This window comes from Aquipluma nitroreducens (genome assembly GCF_009689585.1).
Taxonomy (GTDB): domain Bacteria; phylum Bacteroidota; class Bacteroidia; order Bacteroidales; family Prolixibacteraceae; genus Aquipluma; species Aquipluma nitroreducens.
In genome coordinates, this window is sequence record NZ_AP018694.1 from 4,288,596 (window position 1) to 4,312,863 (window position 24,268).

Here is a 24,268-nt window from a genome sequence, read left to right on the forward strand (position 1 = left end):
TTTGTCGATCTTCGAGATAAAGTATAGTCTCCCATCAAGATAAAAACATAATCGAGCATGAAAAAAATAGTTGGTTTATTTATCATTCTGGCAAGTCTTACACTCTCAGCCCAGCAATCGAAATTTGCAAACGTTTATCCTTTCATCGAAAATACAGCGGTATTTGAAACCAACCAGACTGAAGGTCACACGGTTTGTATTCCTTCGAAATCGGTTGGTGAAGCATTAAATCTTCAGAAATCGAAGTCAGAAAATGTACTTTCGTTGAATGGAAGGTGGAAATTCCATTTTGCCAATACTCCCGAAGGTACACCCAACAACTTTTTCGCATCCAATTTTAATGATCAGAAATGGTCTGAAATTACAGTTCCCTCCAACTGGGAAATGCAGGGTTTTGGCGATCCTTTTTTCCGAAATGTTGCACAACCGTTTCGCTCCAATCCGCCTTTTGTTCCGCGCGAATACAACCCGACTGGCTCGTATCGCAAAACATTTACCATACCGGCAAATTGGAAAAGCAAACACATTTTTTTGCGCATGGAGAAAACCGCTTCGGCGTCGTTTGTCTGGATCAACGGACAGGAAGTTGGCTACAACGAAGGTGCGCAGGAGCCTGCTGAATATGATGTGACCAGTTTCCTGAAACCAGGAAAAAATACCATTGCCGTCAACGTAATTAAATATTCAGATGGTGTGTATCTCGAAAGTCAGGACTATTGGCGCCTGGCTGGTATTTTCGACGATGTTTGGTTGTATACAAAATCGGATGTACATATCTTCGACTGGCATGCAACTACCGACCTGGACGAAAACTATGAGAACGCAAAACTGAATTTGCAGATTACGGTAAATAACCAATCGAAAACCGACAAACAGAACTACAAAGTTCGCACTTCGCTGTTTAATGCACAGAATGTATTGGTTCAGAATTTTACTTCTGATGCAGTTCAAATAACTGCTGATAATAAGCAAATTATAAATGTTTCTTCATTGGTAAAAAATCCCCAAAAGTGGACCGCAGAAACGCCCAATCTTTACCGGTTAACGCTGGAATTAATCAACAGCGAAGGTAAAACCGAAGAGGTAATTGCCGGTCGGATAGGTTTTAAAGAGACCGAAATTCGCCATCAGGTTTTCTATCTGAACGGAAAAGCCATTAAACTGAACGGTATAAACTCGCACATGCAACATCCCGATTTGGGGCACACCATGGACGAAGCGACCATTCGAAAAGACTTTGAAATACTGAAACAATTCAATTTCAATTGTGTACGGACGTCACATTATCCACCGGTTGCAAAGTATCTGGAGTTGGCCGACGAATATGGATTGTATATTATTGACGAAGCGGGAGATGAAGCTCATGCCACTGAATATTTAAGTGATAAACCCGAATGGGAGCCCATGTACCGCGAGCGGGTTCGCAAAATGGTATTGCGCGACCGGAATCATGCCAGTATTCTGTTTTGGAGCGCAGGAAATGAAAGTGGCGAAGGCGCAACTATTTGTGCCGTGATTGATGAAGGAAAGAAATACGACACTACCCGTAATTGGATGTATGGCGGAAATGCTTTTTCACACCCTTGCGAAGAGATTATCGGCCCCCGTTACCCAACACCTTTTGACCTCAAAACACGGGTGGGAATGGTTCCTGAAAGTGTTGATCCGCGACCATCGTTTCTGGACGAATACCTTTCGGTGGCCGGAAATGCGGGTGGTGGACTAGACGAATATTGGGATATATTTTACGAGTATCCACGCATTATGGGCGGAGCAATCTGGGATTTCGTGAGTCCAGGCTTGCGCGAGCCTGTTCGCAAATTGACAGATTCTTCACCAAACAATGTAGCAACTCACATCATGGGACGCGCCAAACTGGTTGCCGGACACGATGGAAAAGGTATTGATCTGAATGGTCACGATCAGTGGGTGGAAGTTTATCAGGATAGAAATATTGAAATCTCGGGTGATGAACTAACGGTTTCACTTTGGATTTTTCCACGCGATTTAATGAAAACGGGTGGAACACTGCTCACCAAAGGAAACAATCAATTTGGTTTGCAGCAAATGGGTGACAACTCGCTCAATTTCTATATCTACACTTCGAAAAAAACAGTTGTCAGTGGTGCATTACCCAAAGATTGGACACAAAACTGGCATCATGTGGCTGGTATTTATAACGGGAAATCGATTTCACTATTTATCGACAACCAAAAGGTGGATGAAAAACCGGTCACCGGGAAAATTACCAATCTCCCTTTTCCGCTTAATGTGGGTAAGAATGCCGAGACACAGGGTCAGCATTTATCTAATTATTTATGCGATGCTATTATCGATCAGGTGGGTATTTTTCCCAAAGCGATTGAAATCAATGATTTATTTACAGCAAAACCAGACTTGAAAAATCGTGCAGCTTTGTGGCTCGATTTTGAACAGGAGCAAAAAGAAGGCGAGTTTTTCAGCTATGGAATTGGCGCGCGTACCTATGGATGTATTTGGCCCGACCGCCGTGTAGAGCCGGAAATGTGGCAAATGAAAAAGTCGGCTCAACCCATTTCTGTCAAGTGGAGCAATGCCGAAAAAATGGAAATTGAAGTGCAGAACCGAAACTTTTTTACCAATACGAATGCCTTTGATGCACGTTGGAATCTGGAAGAAAATGGAATCACGATTGCTTCTGGAAAGTTGGAGGTGGATGTGGAACCAGAAGCAAAAAAAATCTACGTTCTTCCTATTCAGAAGCCTAAGCTAAAAGCCGGTGCAACCTATTTGGCAACAGTTAGTTTTCATTCGAAAGAAGCTGCACAATGGGCGCCGAAGGGTTTTGAATTGTGTTGGGATCAATTGGAAATGCCATGGATTGTTCCTGCCGATGAAAAATTGGCACAGCGTCAGACCAATTCGTTGAAAGTGACAGATAATGAGCAACAATTGATTGTATCAGGAGTAAATTTCGATTATGCCTTTAATAAAGCCGATGGACAATTGTACTCCATGAAATACATGGGTACAGAATTGCTGAAACAGGGAGCGCAACTCAATGTTTGGCGTGCCCCTCTGGCGAACGAACTGGACGACTGGACCTCTCCTGCAGTTAGTATATCTCCCAGAACCGAGGGTTACGGAAGGATGGTTGCCAATGCATGGTACTCCATCGGTCTGGATAAAATGAAGTCAAAACTTGAATCATTTCGCGTTGAAAAGAAGGCTGAAAATGTAATTGTCAGTATTCTTGAAACTGCTCTTTTTGGAAATTCAGGCAGGGAAGGCTTCGAAAACGAGATGATTTATACGATTTCGCCCGACGGTGAAATTAGTTTACAGCACACGATTAATCCGAAAGGAAAAATGCCCATGTCGTTGCCACGCATAGGAACAAAATGGGTTTTCGATAACCAAATGCAAAATGTTGAATGGTTTGGACGTGGGCCGCAGGAGAATTATCCAGACCGCAAAACCGGCTACCGTATTGGGCTTTATCAGTCGACGGTTGATGCTATGTTTGTACCGTATTTGATTCCTCAGGATTGTGGCTTGCGCACTGACAACCGCTATGTGCGACTGACAAATGCTCAAGGAATCGGAATTGAGTTTTCGGCAGCTAAACCATTCAATTTCAATTGCTATAATTACAGCACTGAGAATTTGTCAAAGGCAAAATACACTTATGATCTAATCAAATCAGATGGTGTAACATTCAATTTCGACTACCAAACTACTGGTGTAGGTTGCACTGCAATTGGGGTGCTTAATAAATATCAAACCATTCCACAAGCCATACAGTTCACAAGTTCGATAAAGCCATTTAAAATCAATAAGTAAGCCTGTTTTTAGAATAATAAGAGCTATATAATGCTTAACTATATGGTATTGCCCCAAAGGGGAGATTTTTTGGTATTGATGGTTCTGAACATTTTAGTTTTTTTAGACCGTGTATTTCAATGACAAAGAATAATTATTTCGAACTTCGGTTCTTTAAGCCCCCTCTCTCGGAGGGGGTTTGGGGGAGGCCTCTAAGAAGGGCATAATACTCATCATGCCCGCAACAAAATAAATAATTCCGGTAACCATTAATGCTGTACTTAAGCTGAATGTATCGGTTAAGTAACCCAATGCAGGGCCAATGGCAGCAAAAATGATGCGTATTTCCAGATTCCGAACTGATAAAATGGTTGCCCGAACTTTCGAGTCGGTGTATTGATTAATCTGGTCTTTCAACACTGGAGTAGCAATTCCGCGAACCATGTAAAAGCCAAACAAAATGGCAATTCCGGCCAAACTTATTTGCAATGAGGTAAGTACGAATCCAAGCGAGATAAAGATTACAATAAATAGTAATGTCTTTTTATTTCCGAGGAATCGCTCTATTTTATACGAAAACATGGAGAAAACCCCGGCTGACAGGTTGAGCAGAGTCCATAAAATTCCGAACACTGAAACTGGTACGCCAGCTTTCTGAAAATAGGGTTGAACAAACCAGGCATAAGTTAAAGTTGCAGCTCCGGTGAATGACGAAATCATAATGGCGCTGCGCATCTCCTTTTGCTGATAAGTAAGTTTAACAATCGACAGAATTTCATTCATCGTTGACTTAATCCTTTCCTGAATGTGTTGGGGCTCTTTCAGGAAATAGGCGGCGGGAATAGCAATTGCTGCAACAAAAACCTGAAAATAATACGGAGTCCGAAGGCTAAACGTGGCCAATAATCCACCGGCGACGCCTGCAAGAGCTTCTGCAAAGTTTCCGGCCGAGGTTATTCTCCCTTCGTATTTGATGTACTCTTCTTCACGGTTTTCTGCTTTAAGCGAATCATAAAGCAGGGCAGAGTCGGCTCCTGAAATGAAACTAAACCCTACGCCCAAAATGATTTCAGCAACGGCAAAGCTGGCAAAGTCGGCAGAGATGCAGTAAATTCCAATTCCAATCGTTCCTAATATTGCTCCTAAAAGCAATGTTCTTCGGCATCCCCACACATCAGCCAGATAACCTGAAGGCAATTCGGTGGCAACCATTGCGATGGAGTAGATGGATTTGAGGATGAAAATCTGCGACATGGTTAATCCGTTCTCCTGATAAAACAGAACAACGATTGGCATGATCAGATTGAACCATTTGGCAATCTTGATCAGGTACAACTGGATCGTATTTTCGGGAAATCTTTTCAATTGGAGTTTTGTGCGAAAATAAAGATTCTAATTCTACTTTCAGATGGTTTTACCGTAAAACCCGGTTCCGAAGAGTTAAATGCCGGATGTAGCTTTCTAAAAGCTGAAATTATTTTGTTATTGATAAATTGAATATTTCTAATAATTCTTTGCAAAAAGTTATAAAAAATGATTGAATTCGTGCAAAAATGATCTAAAAGGCTTCGGAATGATTAATCCATTGCTATTTTTGTGAGGAAAATTTGAATGATTTGATAATTCGGAATTAGTAACTAAAATAATAAATTGAATTAATGAAACTATTTATCCCCCAAAATTACCAGCCTTTACTTGATGTCAATCAGACCGAAAAGGCCATTAAATTAGTGAAAGACAGTTTTCAGCAGGACTTGGCTTCGGAGTTGCGTTTGCGTCGCGTTACGGCACCATTGTTTGTCATGAAAGGTACCGGAATCAATGACGATCTCAACGGAATTGAACGGCCAGTTACATTTCCGGTAAAAGAGTTAGGTGATAATCCTGCTGAAGTAGTGCATTCGCTTGCCAAGTGGAAAAGAATGACTTTGGCTGATTTGAATATCGGCAAAGGTTATGGCTTGTACACTGACATGAATGCTATTCGTCCTGATGAAGAACTTTCAAATATTCACTCGCTTTATGTTGATCAGTGGGATTGGGAAAGAGTTATCTCAGAAGATGAACGAAATTTGGATTTTCTGAAAAAGATTGTTCGGAAAATTTATTCGACTTTTTTGCGTACCGAATTTATCGTGTCCGAGAATTTTCCTCAAATACAACCCATACTTCCTGAGGAAATAACGTTCATCCATTCAGAAGAATTGGAAGAACAATATCCAGACCTGACGCCAAAAGAACGAGAGCATGAAGCTGCGAAAATGTATGGAGCAGTGTTTATTATTGGAATTGGAGGACTACTTCCGGGAGGAGAAAAGCACGATGGACGTGCTCCGGATTATGACGACTGGACTACGCCAACTGTAGGTAATCGCAAAGGGATAAATGGCGATATTCTGGTTTGGAATCCTGTAATGGAAACATCACTTGAATTGTCGTCGATGGGAATTCGTGTTGATAAAGATGCGCTCTTAAAACAATTGGAAATTACAGGAACCGAAGAACGTAAAAATTTATACTGGCATGCCCGATTGCTCAATGGCGAACTTCCACTTTCAATTGGAGGAGGTATTGGTCAATCGCGTTTATGCATGTATTTTTTGCGAAAAGCTCATATTGGTGAGATCCAATCGAGTATTTGGCCCGACGAAATGAAAGTTATCTGTAAAGAAAATAACATTGCATTGATCTGAAAAATACAATGAAACCGCCAATTTCAGAACTCCTTACAGCGAATGCAGGTTTCTGTAAGTTTTTGTTATAAATCATGGCGAAAGGTTAACAAAAATTGATATATTTGCAGCCGCTAAAAAGGATGTCTCGGTAGCTCAGCTGGATAGAGCAACGGCCTTCTAAGCCGTAGGTCTTGGGTTCGAATCCCAACCGGGATACAGATTAGAAATTAACAAAAAGCGTTTAAGTCATTAGATTTAAACGCTTTTTTTATGCTCGTGAATTTCTTTCCGGACGCATTTCCAACAGTCATTAATCGAATAAAAACTACAGACTAATTGTTTAATTCGATAGATCATCGTAACTTGTTCGTTAATAATGGCCTGAAAATAGACAGAAATTTGCCCCATTTATGATCTATTGCATGAAAAACCTGCAATGACTTTCTTTAATTGTATTCGAAAAATGAAGACATACCACAGGAAAGTAACTTGTGTTTCGTAGTCCGGAGCAAATGGAAAATTGAAATAAAAATTGCATTAAACCCCTAAAAGATGAGACTGATTCTTGAAAATATTAAGGAACTTGTTCAGGTTGATCCCCAAAGTAGGTTATGGGTCGCCGGAAAGTCGATGGCTGAAGTTCAGACCATTAAAAATGCATTTCTTTTGATTAAAGGGGAGCAGATTATTGATTTTGGTCCGATGGAAGAACTTAGCCGCTCTGACTTTGAAGCCGACGACTTGATCATGGAAATTGATTGCTCAGGCAAAATGGTTTTTCCGAGTTATTGCGATTCGCATACTCATTTGGTTTTTGCGGCCACCCGCGAACTTGAATTCGTTGACCGCATTAAAGGTCTTACATACGAGGAAATCGCTAAAAATGGCGGCGGAATCCTGAATTCTGCCAAACGTCTTCAGGAAATGCCGGAGGATGAATTATACGAGCAGGCCATGCTGAGGCTCGAAGAAATTGCTTTAACCGGAACTGGTGCTGTCGAAATAAAAAGTGGTTACGGACTAACAACCGAATCGGAATTGAAAATGCTGAGGGTGATTCTCCGCATGAAACAACATTCACCCTTGATGATCAAATCTACCTTTCTGGCTCATGCTTTTCCTCTTGAATTTAAGGGGAGACATGAAGATTATATGAATTTGCTGATCAATGAAATGATGCCTTTGATAGCTGCCGAAGAACTGGCCGATTATGTAGATGTTTTTTGTGATCGTGGATTTTTTACCATGGAAGAAAGCGAACGAATTCTGATGGCTGGCATCAAACTGGGTATGCAGGGAAAAATCCATGCCAATGAACTGGCCAATTCGGGAGGAGTGCAGGTTGGTGTAAAATACAATGCTGTTTCGGCCGATCATCTTGAATTTGTTGGTGACGAAGAAATTTCGTCATTACTTGGTAGTGAAACCATGCCCACAGTTTTGCCTGGTGCAGCTTTTTTCCTGAATCTGAAGTTGGCTCCTGTCCGTAAAATGATCGATTCAGGTTTGCCGGTTGCTTTGGCTTCCGATTACAATCCGGGAACTTCGCCTTCAGGAAATATGAATTTTATTCAATCTTTAGGCTGTCTTCGCTATGGAATGACACCTGAAGAAACCATTCATGCCACCACCATTAATTCGGCATATGCAATGGGGATTAGCGAAAGCTATGGAAGTATAGCCAAAGGGAAAGTAGCCAATTTGTTTATTACTAAAGAGATTTCGTCGTATGCGGCAATTCCTTATTCTTTTGGCTCCAACCTGATTGAAACCGTGATTTTAAATGGGGAAATACAATAGAGGGAAGCCTCCCCCAAACCCCCTCCAACAGAGGGGGCTTAAAAGGCAAGGGTTCAAAGTCATTGCAAAAAGAGAAAATATTCTGAATATGTACCGTCTCAAAGTTCCCCTTCGGGGGATTTAGGGGGCTTAAATTTTAAATATGAAACAACTGATCGAATGTGTTCCGAATTTTTCAGAAGGGAGAGATGAAAAAATAGTAAAGCAGATAACTGACGCTATTCAAAGCGTTGATGGCATTAAATTATTGAATGTTGATCCGGGGAAAGCCACTAATCGCACTGTAGTGACTTTTGTTGGTGAGCCTGAGCAGGTAATTGAAGCAGCTTTTCGAGGCGCTAAAATGGCAGCACAATTGATCGACATGAGCAAGCACAAAGGCGAGCATCCTCGCTTTGGCGCAACCGATGTTTGTCCGTTGATTCCAATTGCAAATATTTCGATGGACGAAACCGTCTTTTATGCCCGGAAACTGGCTAAACGGATAGGAGCGGAATTGGGTATTTCAGTTTATTGCTACGAGTTTGCAGCTTCGACCGAAGAACGTCAAAGTTTGGCTAATTGCCGTGCAGGCGAATACGAGGGATTGAAGGAAAAACTTCAGAACCCACAATGGAAACCTGATTTTGGCCCAGATACGTTAAATATACATTCGGGAGCAACGGCCGTTGGCGCCCGTAATTTCCTGATTGCATACAATGTCAACCTGAATACGACTTCGGTACGTCGCGCTAATTCCATCGCGTTTGATGTTCGCGAAGCTGGCCGGGTTGTTCGCGAAGGAGATCCGGTTACAGGTAAAATCGTGAATGACGCAAACGGCGAACCATTGCGCATTCCGGGAACATTGAAAAAAGTTCGGGCTATCGGCTGGTTTATTCAGGAATATGGAATCGCCCAAATTTCGATGAACCTGACTGACATAACCGTAACTTCGATGCACCAGGCTTTCGATGAGGTTTCGGAACGTGCCCGCGATCGGGGAATCCGCGTGACAGGATCTGAACTTATCGGGGTTATTCCATTGCAGGCTATGCTCGATGCCGGTAAATATTTTCTCCGGAAACAGGAACGTTCAGTCGGGATTCCGGATGCCGAAATCATTAAAATAGCTGTCAAATCGCTCGGGTTGGACGAACTGTCACCTTTCGATCCAAAAAAACGAATCATTGAATACCTGATTGATGATCAGCAAAGTAAATTGGTTGATCTGAGTCTGTCAGGCTTTTCAAACGAGACTTTATCGGAATCGCCGGCTCCGGGTGGAGGCTCGGTGGCTGCTTATGTTGGTGCTTTGGGCGCAGCTCTGGGTTCGATGGTTGCCAACCTTTCGGCACATAAGCGTGGTTGGGACGACCGATGGGACGAATTTTCCGATTGGGCTGAAAAAGGCAAACAAATTCACGATCGACTTTTGAAATTGGTTGACGAAGATACTGCCGCTTTCAATGCCATTATGGATGCGTTTGGGTTGCCTAAGAATACCGATGAGGAGAAAAAAAATCGCTCGGCAGCCATTCAGGCCGCAACCAAACATGCCATTGAAGTTCCGTTTGAGGTTATGGAAACTGCTTATCGTTCACTGGAAGTTCTTCAGGCAATGGCAACTACCGGCAACCCAAATTCGCTCTCCGATGCCGGAGTTGGCGCGCTGTGTGCCCGAACTGCGGTTTATGGCGCTTACCTGAATGTGCGGATCAATGCCAGCGGTCTGGCCGACAAGACTTATTCGAATGAAATTATTCTTCGGGCAAAGGGAATTCTTGAAAAAGCGATAAACAAGGAATCAGAAGTACTGTTGAAGATTGAGGGAAAGATATAGAGCATATTGGTGTTGTTGAAAAGGTAATTTCGAAATAATTGATTTGTGAGATTCAGATCAGTTCGCGAAATATATTCATTTCACCCAGAATACCAATGAAAGCCTGGTCTTAAGATCGAATTTTAAACTTTAATTTTTGCATATGAAACATTTTACTTTGTTCCTGTTGATTATGATTTCAGGTCATTTAATCGCTCAGAATCCGGCAGACACGATTAAATATTGGAAAAAAGGGGGTGATTTATCTCTCAGTTTTAGTGAGGTTTCATTTTCGAACTGGGCAGCTGGCGGTAAAAATTCGATTTCCGGAGTTGGTTTGTTGAATTGCTTTGCCAATTATGCCAATGACAGGATGAGTTGGGATAATACCTTAAGTTTGGGATATGGATTGATGAAGGAGCAGCAACGTAGCTTAATCAAATCGGAAGATAAATTTGAGCTTAATTCGAAAGTAGGATATAAAATGACCGAATCGGGGAAGTGGTTTTTTTCGGGGCTAATGAACTTCAGGACTCAATTTGCCGATGGATTTAATTATTCAAATATAGATCAACCTGTGCGCATTTCAAGTTTGTTATCTCCTGCCTATCTCACTATTGCAACTGGTTTCGACTACAAACCAAACGACCGGTTTTCGATGTTTGCATCACCTTTAAGTGGTAAATTTACTTTTGTTGCTGATGATGCATTGTCGGCCATTGGTGCATTTGGTGTCGATCCGGGAAAAGAGTTCAGGGCCGAATTGGGGGCAACTGTTAAATCGGAGCTTAAAATGAAGGTGGCTAAAAATGTTGACGCTGTTACCAATTTAACTTTGTTTTCCAATTATTTAAAAAATCCTCAGAACGTTGATGTAAACTGGGACTTCAGACTGAATATGAAGGTGAATGAATACTTATCAGCCAATTTGGTGACCAACCTGATTTACGATGATGATATTTTAATTCCACTTGATCGTAATGACGATGGAATTATTGATGGCAAAGGTCGCCGGGTTCAGTTTAAACAGATGTTTGGTGCCGGATTAAGTGTAAAATTTTAAACGTATTTAAACTTCAATATAAAAAAGAGTTTCATCGTTATGGAACTCTTTTTTATATAATCATTTGCTATGATTTCACAAGCGCAACACCGCCATACAATGCGGTAATTATTAATTCTGTTCGTACCGAAGGAGATCACGGTTATGTTGAAATAGCCGATCGAATGGTCGAATTAGCCAGCGGACGAGAAGGTTTCCTGAGAGTTGAATCTGCCCAAAACAAAATTGGAATTACAGTTTCATATTGGAGCGATCTGGAAGCAATCAGGAGGTGAAAGGAGAATTCAGAGCACTAGTTTGCCCGCGAAAAAGGTCGGGAAGAATGGTATCAATCGTTTAAAGTTAGAATTGCCAAAGTAGAAAGTGATTACGGATTTGTTATCTAAAATCGATCGTTTTATTCTTTTTGGTGCATGTTTCGTTTTATCCACTAGATTTGCGGCCAAACTAAAAATGAGAATGATGAGTGTAGAAAAGGAAATTCAGGCTCGAAGCGGCTCGAAGTGCGAATTCTGTGGAGCAACCGATGACCTGAAAGTTTATGAGGTTCCGCCAACCTCGAATGGAAAAGTGGACGAATGCGTATTGGTTTGCAATACATGCTTGGAACAGATTGAAAATCCGGAGAAAATGGACGCTAATCACTGGCGCTGTTTGAATGATAGCATGTGGAGCCCGGTGCCTGCGGTTCAGGTGATGGCCTGGCGATTGTTACACCGGTTAAGCGCCGAAGGTTGGTCGCACGATTTACTCGACATGCTTTACCTCGACGAAGAAACAATGGCCTGGGCACAAGCTACCGGCGAAGGAAATTCGTCAGAAGATGTGGTGAAACACATAGATAGCAACGGTGTTGTACTTCAGAGTGGCGATACCGTAGTGCTGATTAAAGATTTGGATGTAAAAGGAGGCGGTTTCACGGCTAAACGCGGAACGGCAGTTCGTGGAATTACATTGGTTGCAGATAATCCGGAGCAAATTGAAGGTCGCGTAAATGGCCAGCAACTGGTGCTTCTGACCAAGTTTGTGAAGAAATCGAACTAATGAATTAAGGATAAAATGTTAGTCAGGGTTTCACTCAAGTGAAGCCCTGACTTGGTTTATGAAAAATGATTTTAACTAACTGTAAAAAGTCAGTAGTCAATGGGAAAAAGCTTAAACGTGACTTTTCGAATGACTAATGACAATTTCCATTGCCATTGGTCAGCTATCATTTTTAGTTCAGTTGCATATTGATCGAATTCCTGTTTAAATCCGCTCCTTTATCGTTTTCCAGTTGTGTGTGGTGACAAAACTTTCAGGAAGGAATACAGCCAGTTTTTTCAGGAAGGAATAAGGTAGTGCAAACGACAGCAAATCTGCGGGCATCCGGGTTCGGGCGGAAATGTCGAAATTTCCAATGATTGCCTTTTCTTCGTTTTTTCGGGCAAGTTTCAACGGCAAAGTTACCAAAGCCATGCACGACGATGCAAATGGCGCTAACACACGATCCATGCTTCCTGGCGAGTCGTAATGCGATAAAAATACCAGCGCGCTAAGTTGGTCGGCATTCACAAAAAACAGCACCGATTCGGGTTCTTCATCCGACGAAAAATCGATGAGCGGCTTAATGACCAGATACGGTTTGGTGGGTTTTACCGGGTGAATATTGTCGATTAAAGTTTTAGCCAATCCCGGATTTTGGATAAACCGTTCGCAGGGCCGCCAAAAATCGTCTTTGTTCGATAGAAAATATTCAATTCCTTCGAAAATAGTATCCTGAAAACCAAGGTAAAAGGCCGAACATGGCCAGCCGGTTGACTCTTCGGCAAAAACTACAGGAATTCCTGTCGATGCTTTTAGTATGAGCGGAACTACGCAGCCGTTTCCCTTTTTCTTTAACTCCAGGGCATTATCCGGTTTTTCATTGCTGAAACAGACTCCGCAGAGTTTGTATTTATCGAGTTTTAGTGCTTCGCTGAAGGCCAGCGCAATTTCATTTGGGTTCATAAAAACGTTTTCAAGTTCGAAACCAAAAGTCATAAAAAGAAATGAAAAAATCTACACTTGTAGTTTAATTTCTAGTTCATCTCAATTGGCTTTTTACTCATTCCAAAGATGAATCGGGTAATGTTGAATGGCTTAATTACCAGCCGGTAAACGACGGTAATTGTAAATAAGGCACTTAGTGCGATAAATCCGAACTTGCTCCAATTTTCCCAGTTCCACTGCACAACCACAAAGCCAATAAGCAGCAAAACTGTTTGATGCAATATGTAGAATGGCAAAACAGCCTCGTTCAAGGGTTGGCGGTATTTTGTGTCTTTGTTCAGGTATTTCATACCAGTTGCCACGATAAATATAATCCAGCACCAGGTTACCAAAGCTCCCGCCGTTTCCTGAAAGGCATAATAACCATACACCTGATTATTCTGAAACAACTGTCCAAATGTGGTTTCCTTCAAGCTAAACGATACGAAATACATCACCGTTAGCACCAATCCAATTCCAAGTGCGATGAAACGCGATTTCAGGAACGATTGTTTTAAACCTTCGTTGGTGGTGCACAAAAATCCAAGGAAAAAAAACAGCGCATATTTGGCAAAATCGGCCCAGCTGGTGTAGTTCGGGAAATGTTTTTTAAGCAATACTCCGGCAATTGCAACCGGAATGAACAGTAAAACAGCGCCCCCTGAAAACGAAGTGATTCGATTAATGCCGTTCATTAACTTTTCACCTTTCATGTCAATGTATTTCATCAGGTGGTAAAACAGGATGGAAATGACGAACAAATGGCCCAGAAACCACAAATGATAGGAGATTGCACCGATCCAAAGTGGATCGAAACCCATCGGGTAATTAAAAATTCCTCCGGAAAAGTAGGTTTGCAGAAAATCGAAATACCCGCCAGCGAACGTGTGGTTCGAGAGACCTTCAACATATTTCTGTGGTGGGATGAGGAGCAAAACGCCCATCACATAAGGCACCAACAGCCGAAGGGTTTTGCTTTTCAGGAATGATAAAAACGGTTTTCGTGCGCCAAATACACCCGATGCTCCTGAGAGGAAAAAGAAAAGCGGCATGATCCAGAGGTTAATGAAACCCAGGAAAAGCAAAACCGATTCGCTTTGCTGCGGGTTTTTTACATGCCAGTACATGGGATCGAAAAAGTGAGAGGTGTGGAAGAAGAAAACGGTGATGATTGCCAGGATGCGCAACCAGTCGATGTAATAAATTCGTTTCATGGCTTTGAGGGTTTTAAATGTTTCCGGCAAAGCTATGTGGCGGAGAACAGCTTCAGCGAATGCGCAGGCAAACTGCGTGTTCGCGCTGGCAAAAACGCAGTGCGCATTCGCAAATAAGCACCTATTAATTTTCTGGAGTACTGTTTGTTCTGAATTCAGATGGCGTTTGCCCGGTGAACTTTTTAAACGCTTTATTGAAGGCCGATTTAGAGTTGTACCCCACTTCTTCGGCAATTTGTTCAACGGTGTATTGCCTGGTTTTGGGGTTGGTCAGCAGTTGTTTGGCTTCTTCAACACGGTATTGGGCAATCCAGTCGTAAAATGAGGCTTCCATTTTTTCGTTGATCACCTGCGATATAATGTACGAGGGTTCGCCAATTAGTTTCGATAATTTACCTACTGAAATCAGGCTGTCGGTGTACAGTTTTTTTTCTTCCATCAGGGCCAGAAGTTTTTGCTGGATTTCAGTTTTCTTTTCTTCTTTTATTCCTGAAGTTGCAATTTTAGGAAGTTCTTCAATTTCAGAAACTACTTGGTGCAAGACAGTTGGACGAAGCAATTCGGTAAGTGTGCTGCAATAAATTATTACGGTGAGAAAACTTGCAATAATGTGGTCGCCAAAATCGCGGAAGTAAGTCATTTTTACAACCAAGGTCACCACGATCAATACCGAAATGATAACACTGAATGCAAACCACCATTTGATTTCAATTTGCCACAATCCCGGTTTCGGGTTCTGGTAGAAATGCGCTAATTTCTGAAACGACAAAACCAGGTAAATAATCGTTTGGAAATACCAGAAGAACATCTGGAACCGCCTGATATTTCCAAGCACATGAAGCATTTCGTAATGCCCGGTTGTTTTCCACTCAACCATGTGGTGCACATAGTAATAGTTCTCGAACTTGTATTCGTAGGGCGCCAGGTAAAACGGAAGAAAAAACAGGGTATAGGCAATGAACGGAATAAAATGGAGTTCCCATTTTCTGATAACAACATCGGGGTCGATGCTTAAAACGAGCAGGTAAATGAGCGGAGGAAGCGCAAACTGGAATGGTTCAGAGAAATCAACCAGCGGAATAACAAAATACATATACCCGGTGCGATTCATGAAAATTTCGGCAATAATGCCGGTCAGGAAAAAGAACATTGCCGCTTTAAATTTCTCTTTCCGGCCTTTGCGGAAAAGGCTGGTTATGGTAAGCATAATGCCCTGAACTACGCCAAGCAATATCACAAAATCGACAAGGTTAAGGTCAGTATTACCGGGTTCAGGAATCATAAAGAGTTAGTCCGTTGAAGTTTGAACCAAATATAAGTAATATCTTTTTTATTGACTGAATACAAATCAAAGACAACATTGTAATTTCAATAAAAAAAGCCGCTCCCTATTTCAGGAAAGCGGCTTTTGGTATTTTAAAGTGACGGTGCCTGAGCTTGTCGAAGGCTAAACCACGTAAGTTCTTGAAGTAGTGTCGCCACCTCTTCCGGTCCAGTTGGTGTGGAAGAATTCGCCGCGAGGTTTGTCGGTGCGTTCGTAAGTGTGAGCGCCGAAATAGTCGCGCTGAGCCTGTAACAGGTTGGCTGGTAAACGTTCGCTGCGGATTCCGTCGAAATAGCAAAGCGCTGAAGTCAATGCCGGAACAGGAATTCCGTTAGTCAGAGCCGTTGCGCAAACACGACGCCATCCGGCTTGTGCTTTTTCAACAATTTCTTTGAAGTGAGGAGCAAACAGCAGGTTTTGCAGGTCAGGATTAACATCGAATGCCTTTTTGATGTCGCCTAAAAATACCGAACGGATGATGCAACCACCACGCCACATCAGGGCAATACCGCCGTAATTCAGGTTCCAGCCGTATTCTTTGGCAGCTTCCATCATCAGGTTATAACCCTGAGCATACGAAATAATCTTAGCTCCGAATAAAGCATCTTTCAGGTCTGAAATCATCTGGACTTTGTCAATGGTTTTGTCTACTACCGGGCCGCTGATTACTTTCGAAGCCTCAACGCGCATGTCTTTTTGAGCCGACAGGCAACGGGCAAATACCGATTCTCCAATCAATGTCAATGGAATTCCGAGATCAAGGGCAGAAACTGCAGTCCATTTCCCAGTGCCTTTTTGTCCGGCGGTGTCGAGGATTTTTTCAACCAACGCTTCGCCATTTTCGTCGCGATATCCCAGAATGTCTCGTGTAATTTCAATCAGATACGAATCCAGATCGCCTTCATTGTATTTCTTGAAAACATCGTGCATTTCGTCGGCGCTCAAGCCCAGCATTTCTTTCATCAGCTGGTAAGCTTCGCAGATAATTTGCATATCGCCATACTCGATACCGTTGTGAACCATTTTTACGAAATGACCGGCACCGCCTTCGCCAACCCAGTCGCAACAAGGTGAACCGTCTTCCACTTTAGCCGAGACAGCCTGGAAAATCTCTTTCACAGCAGGCCATGCGGCAGGTGATCCGCCTGGCATCATTGAAGGTCCTAACAAAGCGCCTTCTTCACCGCCTGAAACGCCGGTTCCTATGAACAGCAAGCCTTTGCTTTCAACATATTTGGTGCGGCGAATGGTGTCAGGGAAATGCGAGTTTCCACCATCGATAATGATGTCGCCCGGTTCCAGATGAGGAATAATCAGTTCGATGAAATCATCCACCGGTTGACCAGCTTTTACCAGCATCATCACTTTGCGAGGACGTTCGAGCGAAGCGCACAATTCGGCAATCGAATGAGCCCCGATGAAATTTTTGCCTGCACCGCGACCAGCCATAAACTCGTCAACACGAGCAGTTGTACGGTTAAAAACACCAACGGTAAAGCCTTTGCTTTCCATGTTCAATACCAGGTTCTCGCCCATTACGGCCAACCCGATCAATCCAATGTCTGCTAATTTTTTCATTTTGTATAGTTAATAATTCATATTTTAGTTTGAACCAAATAGTCACATAGGGCACATAGATTGTCATTTGTCGTCATTAAATTGTAATTCATGTTCATTTGTAGTCAATCAATTGTTTTTTCAACTAATAACGCGAAGCTAATGACAATCAATGACTAGCTTTTAATTTGAAATCCTAGTTTTCGTAAAACCTCCAAAGTTTCGTCCTCTACGTTCTTCCGAACGATCGTAAACGCCGGAAATTCCCTTCTCGTTGGGTAATCTCCTCGTAATTGCTCGAATTGCGCCGTGTTTTTCCTGAAATCCTGATCGTCGTTCCGGATGTCATAGGTGTGCAGAATGGCTTTAGCAATAATTTCCTGTTCGCTAAGTCCCGATCCGTCCAATTCAAAAACCGGATTAACGGGTTGCTCCACTCCTGAAGGTTGCCAGTCGTCCAATTCAAGTCCGAAGAATTGACTGATGGCATGCACACTCATTCGAGTTCCGGTAGCTTTGCCATCTTTCGAATAACCTGCAATATGAGGCGTTGCGATCTCAGTCATCGAAAGTAATTCCAGATCAATGTCAGGTTCGTTTTCCCAACAGTCGCAAACAAATCCTGAAATCTGATCGCTTTTCAGTGCCGCTTTTACAGCCTGGGTTTCCACCACTTCGCCACGACAGGAGTTGATCAAGACAGGTTTGCATTTCAGGCCAGAAAAGAACTCTTCATTTCCTAAATGGAACGTGGCATCTTCGCCTTTCATGTTCAGCGGAACATGCAGGGTAATGATGTTGGCTTCGTCCATCACCTGTTTTAGGCTGACAAAAGCGGCAGAACCTTCAGCGCGTTCGCGTGGAGGGTCGTTCAGCAGAACTTTCATGCCCAGCAGATTACAAACTTTTGCAACTTTGCTGCCCACATTTCCAACCCCAACCACTCCGATACAAATATCTTTCAGGTTCAATTTTCTGGTTTCGGCCAAAACCATGAGCGTTGAGGCAATGTATTGTTCCACCGATTTGCTGTTGCAGCCAGGTGCATTGGTCCATTTGATTCCGGCATTATCGCAATAATCGGTGTCAATGTGGTCGTACCCAATGGTTGCTGTCGCGATGAATTTCACAGAAGAACCGGCCAACAACCTTTCGTTGCAAATGGTACGGGTACGGGTTACAATAGCATCGGCATCCTTCGCTATTTCCGGAGTAGTTTTTGAACCCGGAAGGTAAATGACCTCGGCAACTCCTTCGAAGGCACTGCGGATATATGGTATTTTATCGTCAATAATAATTTTCATTCGTCTTAAATATTTCGGCAACTGCCTTTTGTTCGTTTGTTATCGTCGTATCCGGAATAATAGTGTTTCACCATTTCTTCCAACACAGCGCTGGTTCTGGCGGCTGATTTACCGGTACTCACGCACTCGCTTTCTCCCCGTAATGTTTTTACAACCTGATCAATTAGATTGTGCTGTATATTTTCAGGATTTTGAGAGCTGAAACTGACTGTTCCTTCCGGAGTTGTCAGTATTACATCGCCATGCTGAAAACTGGAGAAACTGAGTTTGCCCTTTGTACCGTTAATTTCAATGATATCTTCTTCGTTTCCTTTGGCAACCACAAAACACCAGCTTCCGGTGCCAATCACACCGTTTCCAAACCGGAAAGTTCCGGTAACAGTATCTTCAGCAGGGTAATGTCCGGCCTGATTTGCCGCTAACCCATAAACTTGAATGACCGGACCAAATACAAAATCAAGAAAATCTAACTGATGCGAAGCTAAGTCATAAAAATAACCGGCGCCAGCAATCTCCGGATTCACATGCCAGAATTGAGTTTCAGGTTTTAAATCACGTTCGGGAACCGATTTGTGCAGGCGAACATTTACAGTCATTGGTCTCCCGATGATTCCGTCATCAATCAACTCTTTCACTTTTAGGAAAGCAGGAAGAGTCCGTCGATAATAAGCCACAAATAAGGGTAATCTAGTTTCTTCTGAAACACGAATCATTTCCTGACATTCCTGATAATTACGGGCCATGGGTTTTTCTACGTAAACCGACTTCCCGGCACGCATTGCAGCAATAGCATAAGAAGCATGCGTGTCAGGTGGGGTGGCAATGTAAACAGCATTCACCTCCGGATCGTTTATAAGCTGATCGGCGTCTGAATACCATTTGGACACACCATGCCGTTTGGCATAGTCTTCGGCTAATGCTTCATTACGGCGCATCACAGCAACCAATCGGGAATGCTCCACCTTGCTAAATGCCGGACCACTCTTCAGTTCAGTCACGTTCCCGCAGCCAATAATTCCCCAATGTATTTCGGTTAGCGCCATACATTTATTTTTAACCACATAGACACATAGGGCACAATAGTTTTTTGACTTTCTATGTGTTCTATGTGTCTATTGTGGTTCATATTTTAGTATTTGAATCTGTCTTTAAATGCCCATAAACCCAATGCAGGATTTGAAATGTAGAAGATTTCTTCTCCATCAGCCATTGTGTTATATCCATCGCGCAATTTGGCTGGATCATATTTGGTAGTCACTTCGTCGATATCAGAATATTTGAAACCAACACTTTCTATTTCAGCCTGAGTCAGATTTTCTTTCCCTTTTCCCGGGCAGTATGTAATGCTGAACCGTCCTTCCGAAGAACCATGAATCAGGTGAGCCGCGGCACTCAGGTTGTTGCGAAGCTCTTCATTTTCGTCGCAGGCTTTCAAGGTCGCCGGAGTCCCGAAATAACCGTATTTGCGTATCAACCGGTCGATTTCCTTGTCTTCGCCGAACTCTTTTAATGCAGGAGCTAAAACGATCAGATCGCCGTCATCGTCAATGGCCATGCGGGTGCGGTAAACCGATTTGTTACCCAGCCATGTGCTTTTAAACTCGGTAGGATCGAGGTAAACCACCACTTTTTTCAGCGGTTTGTCCAACATTTCGAAGTTGACGAGCAGGGCTAGTTTGGCTGCTTTGTCGAAAACTTCAAAGTCATCGCCAATATACAATCCGCGGGTTTTGATCTTACCGTCAGTTTTATCCAGTCCAACTACGGTTTGTACATAAACAATCGGCATGTGGTTGGTGAAATTATCCGAAGCATAGTTGAAGATGCGGCGAACCGGAGTGTCGGCATGTCCCATCATTCGCTCCATTCCGTAAGCTGCGCCTACAAAATGACTTTTGTTGATACCTTCCACACCGCCTGTTCCGACAAAAATATTTTTGTTGTAATTGGCCATTCCAACCACTTCGTGAGGAACCACTTGTCCGATAGAAAGAATCAGATCGAAGTTGCCTTCAAGCAAAAGTTTATTGACTTGTGCAGGCCACGGAAATTCAACAGCTCCGCCCGAAACTTCTTTGACGAATTCTGCAGGAACAGTGCCAACGGTAACCACGTCATTCCGCCAGTCGTGTTCGCGAATCAATGAAGCTGGCATGGAACCGAACATATGCGAAATCTGGTGGTCGGTCATTGGCGAATGTGTTCCCAATGCAGGAAGAACATCAGTTAATGCATCGCCATAAAACTGCCAGGTCATTTCGGTCAGCTCACCGGCACGACTGGGCAAACGGGTATAATCCGGCGGAATAGCCAGTACTTTCGTTTTTTTGCCAATTTTCTCCAATGCTTCAAACAGCCCTTTTTTCAGGTCGTCGGCACTTAATTCGTGGTTTACTGAACCTATTTCGTAATGTAACATATCAGCCCCTCCTAACCTCCCCAAAGGGGAGGGATTTTGTCCGTTATTAATGAGTTTTCATAATTTAATGCTCCTTCAAGTCCCCCTTAGGGGGATTCAGGGGGATTCATTTATCTTTTCACGCGAGCATTTCCGCCCCAGATGCTCCAAACCATTTCTTCATCAGCAGGTTGTGCATAGTCGGTGAGGAAAGTCGTTGCCAGGGCGCCGGTTGCCCAACCAAATTGCGGCCATTTTTCAGGTGTCCAACCTTTCAGGATACCATAAAGCAAACCACCCACAAAACCGTCGCCGCCGCCAATACGGTCGAGAACAGTGATCTTACGTGGTTCGATGACTTGCCAGTCGTTGCCTTCGAGCATAATGGCGCCCCAAAGATGTTCGTTGGCGCTCATTACCTGACGCAAAGTAGTTGCAAATACCGATGCATTCGGGAAAGCTTCTTTTACGCGGTTAATCATGCCTTTGAATCCGTCGATTTCGGCTTCAATACCTTTACCGCCAGCTTCCGGACCCTGAATGCCCAAACAAAGTTGAAAATCTTCTTCGTTTCCAATCAGGATGTCAGCCACTGAAGCAATTTCAGTAAAGCTTTCGCGCAATTCTTTGTCGCGTCCTTTCCAGAACGAAGCGCGGTAATTCAGGTCGAATGAAATGCGCGTTCCATATTTTTTTGCTGCACGGGCAATTTCCAGACAGAAAGTTGTTGTTTCGTGAGATAAGGCGCCAATCAATCCTGAAAGGTGAACAATCTGCACGCCTTCCTGACCGAAAATGCGTTCCAGATCAAAATCTTTCACGTTCAATGTGCGGCCAACCTCACCGGCACGGTCGTTTTGTACGCGAGGGCCGCGGGTTCCGAAACCACTATCGGCAATGTTGAACTGGTGACGATAACCCCAAGGGTCGGCTTGTACCACTTCAGGACCTTCGTAATCCATGTTCCGGCTGCGGAGGCTGCTTTTTATGAATTGAGCTATCGGGCTGTCCTTTACAAAAGTGGTAAGCACTTTTACCGGAAGACCGAGTGAAGAAGAGATATTTGCAACATTGGTTTCGGCGCTGGTGGCCTGCATTTCGAAGAGGTTGCTACAGTGTACCGGCTGTCCGTTTACCGGTGTAATGCGAACACCCATGCTGGTTGCCACCAACAGGGAATATTTACAGTTTTGTTTTAATTCGATGCTCATATTCGAGATATTAGATATTAGACAATAGATTTTAGACACAAGTATCAAGCTTCAGGTATCAGGAAAACCCACAACCCGAGTCTCGCAACTCGCATCCCGTTTAAACTCCTCCAAATGCGCTGTATCCGCCGTCGACCGGGATTACGATTCCGGTAACAAAAGAGGAAATGTCGGAAAGAAGGAATAACGTAGTTCCTTGTAAATCTTCCGGCTCACCAAATTTGCCCATTGGCGTGTTGTTTACAATTTTCTGGCCGCGTGGAGAAAAACCGCCGGTTTCCTTGTCCAAAACTAAAAAGCGATTCTGATCAGTAATGAAAAAGCCCGGGGCAATTGCATTGACGCGAACACCAACTTTTGCCAAATGAACGGAAAGCCATTCAGTAAAATTGTTGATTGACGCTTTTGCAGCCGAATAAGCAGGAATTTTAGTCAACGGTTTGTACGAGTTCATCGACGAAACGTTCAGAACTACACCTTTTTTATTCTTCAGCATATCGGTTGTAAATACCATCGATGGTAGCAAAGTTCCTTTGAAATTCAAGGCAAATACTTTATCAAAACCGTCCATCGATAAACCATAGAACGTATCTTCCAGGTGATCGAGGCTGTTTTCGTCCATTTGTTCCACCTTTGTGGTTGCGGTTGGGTGGTTTCCACCGGCTCCATTAATCAGCATATCAATGTCTCCAAACTTTTCGTTGATTACTGCTTTGGCTTTTATTAACGAATCTTTGTCCAACACATTGGCTTCAACGCCAATAACTTCAGCATTATATTCTTTCGAAATTTCGGCTGCAACTCTTTCAGCAACTTCTTTATTGATGTCGGCAATCGCAATTTTTACGCCCACAGAGGCCATTGCTTTAACCATTGCTGCACCGATAACGCCAGCACCACCTGTAATTACACATACTTTACCACTAAGGTCGTTAAAACTGATTGGATTCATATACTTATCGTTTAGTTATTTATAATAGTCCACATTTTCTTTGGTAATAATATCGATGGAAGTATAGTTTTCGCTTTTAACCTCTTTCTTCAAAATCAGATGTTCAAAAAGAGTGATAATCGCGTTGTAACCTTGTTCTTCCGGTCGCTGGCAGATCAGAAAATCAACAATTCCTTTCTTCAGGAAGCTGATGTTTTCGTTAATTAAATCGTGACCGATCACCCGAATATTGGTCAGGTTAAGTTCTTCAAGAATGTTGGCCAGGTAATAAACCTGCGAGTTAGTTACAAAAATTCCCAAAATTTCAGGATTCGTTTGTAACAGAGTTTTAATCACATTTTGTGATTCTTCGCTAGTCGGATCAGCAATTTCCCGGGTAATCAGCTTCCTTTTGGATTCAGGCCTGTTTTTGCTGAAATATTCATAAAATCCCTTTTCGCGTTGCACTAAATGGTTCATATTATCCAATTGTTTTGCGAAATGCAAAATCAGGATTGAAGCTTCAGCCGGAACAGAATAATCGAGCAATTTGGCTGCTAAAGTGCCAGACTGAAACGAATTCTGACCAATAAAACTTAGTTTGCAACATTCATTGAGGTTCGAATCTATAAATACATACGGAATGTTCCGTTTCATCAATTCTTCAATGAACTCTTTCGATTCCCGAAGAAAGAATGGCGCAAGCACAACTCCTTCCGGATTATTTTCAAGGATTAACTTAGTTTCGGTATTAAAAGTTTTTGGATCAGATTGTTTGAAGAGGTGTGTGGAAATATTTACACCATATTGATGAATTTCCTCAAAGGCTTTCCTTACACCGATCAAGGGTTTATTCCAGTACGATTCCGAGGAGATGGGTTCAGGCATGAGCAGGGCAAAGGAAAACGTTTTCTTTGAGGCCAGCGTACTTGCCAGTAGATTGGGTTGATACTCCATCTCATCAATAATCGTAAGGATTTTATCGCGGGTGGCTTTCGAAACTTCTCCGCGGTTGTGAATTACACGGTCAACTGTTCCGATTGAAACGTTTGCTTTCTGTGCAATATCCTTAATTCGGGTGCGATTAATTGCTTTGATAATGATTCAGTTTTAAGGTTCAATTTGTTGAGCAGGAACAAAGCTATATAAATTTTCTTTGATGTCGTGTACGAACACGGA

General features: G+C 42.8%; 17 protein-coding genes and 1 tRNA gene. 7 read left to right on the forward strand and 11 right to left on the reverse strand.

Going from position 1 to position 24,268, the window contains the following annotated elements; genetic code table 11:
- Positions 1-57 precede the first annotated feature (57 nt).
- Positions 58-3,822: a beta-galactosidase small subunit-related protein gene (locus tag AQPE_RS17965; RefSeq protein WP_318347875.1), complete on the forward strand. Its 3,765-nt coding sequence runs from the start codon at positions 58-60 to the stop codon at positions 3,820-3,822.
- A gap of 153 nt (positions 3,823-3,975) precedes the next feature.
- Here the strand turns inward: AQPE_RS17965 and AQPE_RS17970 are convergent, their stop codons facing one another.
- Complete coding sequence (locus tag AQPE_RS17970; protein WP_318347876.1) at positions 3,976-5,166, reverse strand: MFS transporter; 1,191 nt, start codon at positions 5,164-5,166, stop codon at positions 3,976-3,978.
- Positions 5,167-5,459: 293 nt separating this feature from the next.
- Between AQPE_RS17970 and asnA the strand changes: the two genes are divergently transcribed.
- The 6 genes from asnA (at position 5,460) to AQPE_RS18000 (ending at position 12,184) form a co-directional block, all read left to right on the forward strand.
- Positions 5,460-6,494 (forward strand): aspartate--ammonia ligase, encoded by a 1,035-nt coding sequence (gene asnA, locus AQPE_RS17975; protein ID WP_318347877.1) that lies wholly within the window; start codon positions 5,460-5,462, stop codon positions 6,492-6,494.
- A gap of 124 nt (positions 6,495-6,618) precedes the next feature.
- Positions 6,619-6,692 (forward strand) — tRNA-Arg (locus AQPE_RS17980).
- Between the two features lie 336 nt (positions 6,693-7,028).
- On the forward strand, positions 7,029-8,276 hold the full coding sequence (hutI, locus tag AQPE_RS17985; protein WP_318347878.1) for an imidazolonepropionase: 1,248 nt from the start codon (positions 7,029-7,031) through the stop codon (positions 8,274-8,276).
- A gap of 142 nt (positions 8,277-8,418) precedes the next feature.
- Positions 8,419-10,098 carry a glutamate formimidoyltransferase gene (ftcD, locus tag AQPE_RS17990; RefSeq protein WP_318347879.1) on the forward strand — a complete coding sequence of 560 codons (1,680 nt, stop codon included), beginning with the start codon at positions 8,419-8,421 and terminating at the stop codon, positions 10,096-10,098.
- A gap of 142 nt (positions 10,099-10,240) precedes the next feature.
- Positions 10,241-11,140: a DUF3078 domain-containing protein gene (locus tag AQPE_RS17995; protein WP_318347880.1), complete on the forward strand. Its 900-nt coding sequence runs from the start codon at positions 10,241-10,243 to the stop codon at positions 11,138-11,140.
- Between the two features lie 459 nt (positions 11,141-11,599).
- Positions 11,600-12,184, forward strand: coding sequence for a PhnA domain-containing protein (locus AQPE_RS18000; protein ID WP_318347881.1), 585 nt, complete (start codon positions 11,600-11,602; stop codon positions 12,182-12,184).
- A gap of 204 nt (positions 12,185-12,388) precedes the next feature.
- Here AQPE_RS18000 and AQPE_RS18005 read toward each other — a convergent pair whose 3' ends face one another.
- The 10 genes from AQPE_RS18005 to AQPE_RS18050 form a co-directional block, all read right to left on the reverse strand.
- Entirely contained in the window at positions 12,389-13,129 is a 741-nt protein-coding gene (locus AQPE_RS18005) for a DUF169 domain-containing protein (RefSeq protein WP_318347882.1), read from the reverse strand.
- A 71-nt stretch (positions 13,130-13,200) separates the two neighbouring features.
- Entirely contained in the window at positions 13,201-14,364 is a 1,164-nt protein-coding gene (locus AQPE_RS18010; protein ID WP_318347883.1) for an acyltransferase, read from the reverse strand.
- A 124-nt stretch (positions 14,365-14,488) separates the two neighbouring features.
- Positions 14,489-15,646 (reverse strand): helix-turn-helix domain-containing protein, encoded by a 1,158-nt coding sequence (locus tag AQPE_RS18015; RefSeq protein WP_318347884.1) that lies wholly within the window; start codon positions 15,644-15,646, stop codon positions 14,489-14,491.
- 165 nt (positions 15,647-15,811) lie between these two features.
- Positions 15,812-17,266, reverse strand: a complete 1,455-nt coding sequence (gene gnd, locus AQPE_RS18020; RefSeq protein ID WP_318347885.1) for a decarboxylating NADP(+)-dependent phosphogluconate dehydrogenase — start codon at positions 17,264-17,266, stop codon at positions 15,812-15,814.
- A gap of 155 nt (positions 17,267-17,421) precedes the next feature.
- Positions 17,422-18,549 (reverse strand): 4-phosphoerythronate dehydrogenase PdxB, encoded by a 1,128-nt coding sequence (gene pdxB / locus AQPE_RS18025; protein ID WP_318347886.1) that lies wholly within the window; start codon positions 18,547-18,549, stop codon positions 17,422-17,424.
- Between the two features lie 5 nt (positions 18,550-18,554).
- Positions 18,555-19,592, reverse strand: coding sequence for a Gfo/Idh/MocA family protein (locus tag AQPE_RS18030; RefSeq protein WP_318347887.1), 1,038 nt, complete (start codon positions 19,590-19,592; stop codon positions 18,555-18,557).
- An 86-nt stretch (positions 19,593-19,678) separates the two neighbouring features.
- A complete protein-coding gene (locus AQPE_RS18035) occupies positions 19,679-20,968 on the reverse strand; it encodes a lactate racemase domain-containing protein (RefSeq protein WP_318347888.1) in 1,290 nt (429 codons plus the stop codon).
- A 110-nt stretch (positions 20,969-21,078) separates the two neighbouring features.
- On the reverse strand, positions 21,079-22,158 hold the full coding sequence (locus AQPE_RS18040) for a sugar kinase (protein WP_318347889.1): 1,080 nt from the start codon (positions 22,156-22,158) through the stop codon (positions 21,079-21,081).
- Between the two features lie 100 nt (positions 22,159-22,258).
- Positions 22,259-23,110, reverse strand: a complete 852-nt coding sequence (locus AQPE_RS18045; protein WP_318347890.1) for an SDR family oxidoreductase — start codon at positions 23,108-23,110, stop codon at positions 22,259-22,261.
- A 15-nt stretch (positions 23,111-23,125) separates the two neighbouring features.
- A complete protein-coding gene (locus tag AQPE_RS18050; RefSeq protein ID WP_318351330.1) occupies positions 23,126-24,193 on the reverse strand; it encodes a LacI family DNA-binding transcriptional regulator in 1,068 nt (355 codons plus the stop codon).
- Between the last annotated feature and the right edge of the window lie 75 nt (positions 24,194-24,268).